Below are 555 nucleotides of genomic sequence, written 5' to 3' on the forward strand. Positions count from 1 at the left end.
GCCGGAGATCGGCCGCGACGCCATCCTGAAGCTGATGGCCGAGGTCGACCAGTACATCCCGCAGCCGGAGCGTCCGAAGGACCGTCCGTTCCTGATGCCGATCGAGGACGTGTTCTCGATCTCCGGCCGCGGCACGGTGGTGACCGGCCGCGTGGAGCGCGGCATCGTCAAGGTCGGCGAGGAAGTCGAGATCGTCGGCCTGAAGGCCACGGTGAAGACGACCGTCACCGGCGTCGAGATGTTCCGCAAGCTGCTCGATTCGGGTGAGGCGGGCGACAACATCGGCGCGCTGCTGCGCGGCACCAAGCGCGAGGACGTGGAGCGCGGCCAGGTTCTGGCCAAGCCGGGCACCATCACCCCGCACACCACCTTCAAGGCCGAGGCCTACATCCTGACCAAGGAAGAGGGTGGCCGCCACACGCCGTTCTTCACCAACTACCGCCCGCAGTTCTACTTCCGCACCACGGACGTGACGGGCATGGTGAAGCTGCCGGAAGGCACCGAGATGGTCATGCCGGGCGACAACATCTCCATGGAAGTCGAGCTGATCGCTCC

1 protein-coding gene is annotated in these 555 nt (G+C 66.3%); it reads left to right on the top strand.

Annotation, left to right across the window (positions count from 1 at the left end):
* A partial coding sequence (locus ACSVC7_RS32765) for an EF-Tu C-terminal domain-related protein (RefSeq protein WP_483509200.1) occupies positions 1-555 on the top strand: 555 nt, incomplete at both ends.

This window comes from Azospirillum mesophilum, assembly GCF_053470405.2.